The following is a 538-nucleotide window of genomic DNA, read 5'->3' as shown; positions in this document are numbered from 1 at the left end:
CCGCCTCTCGGCGGGATTTTTTGGGACGTCAGACGTTGCGGGAGCGGTTTTCATGAGAGGGAGAATGACGAGCCCAAACGGGCCAGTCAACGCCTGTTTGGGCCGCACAGCTTCCGCCCTACGGATAAAGCATGCCCAAATGGGCTATGTCTTTGATCTTAGTGAAGATATTTCTTCGGCCATCGAAGGTGTGCAACAGGGTGGAAGTGGTGCATTTTCTGCACAACTTCGAGGGTTTGGCCGATGACGATCGGCGACAGGCTCGAAGAGTGGCGAATCGAGCTCAACGTCACGAAGAAGGATCTTGCTGCCCAATTGGGCATCCCTCTTAGGTCGTTCGCCCGGTATGCCAGCGGGCAGAGAAGCTTCGCCGCGGAGCACTTTCAACGGATGGCGGAAATGGGTTGCGACGTGTCTTGGTTGATCACGGGGCGACGGTCGGCAATGTCGCATTCGCCGGTGGCGAATGGCATCGACGACAAGTTGTTCAAGGACGTTGCAGCGATCGTTCAACGGGCTCATGCCGCCTTCGGCATCG

Annotated in this window: 2 protein-coding genes; both read left to right on the top strand. The window is 57.2% G+C overall.

The window, feature by feature from the left end; translation table 11 throughout:
* The coding region (locus KHC27_RS05350) for a hypothetical protein (RefSeq protein ID WP_213335968.1) at positions 1-247 on the top strand (247 nt) is incomplete at its 5' end.
* Positions 244-538: helix-turn-helix domain-containing protein (locus KHC27_RS05345; protein ID WP_213335966.1), on the top strand; the 295-nt coding region annotated here is incomplete at its 3' end. The genes KHC27_RS05350 and KHC27_RS05345, both read left to right, overlap by 4 nt.

The organism is Ancylobacter lacus, assembly GCF_018390635.1.
Taxonomy (GTDB): domain Bacteria; phylum Pseudomonadota; class Alphaproteobacteria; order Rhizobiales; family Xanthobacteraceae; genus Ancylobacter; species Ancylobacter lacus.
The sequence above is the reverse complement of the archived record's forward strand: the minus strand, read 5'-3'. Positions and strand labels throughout refer to the sequence as shown.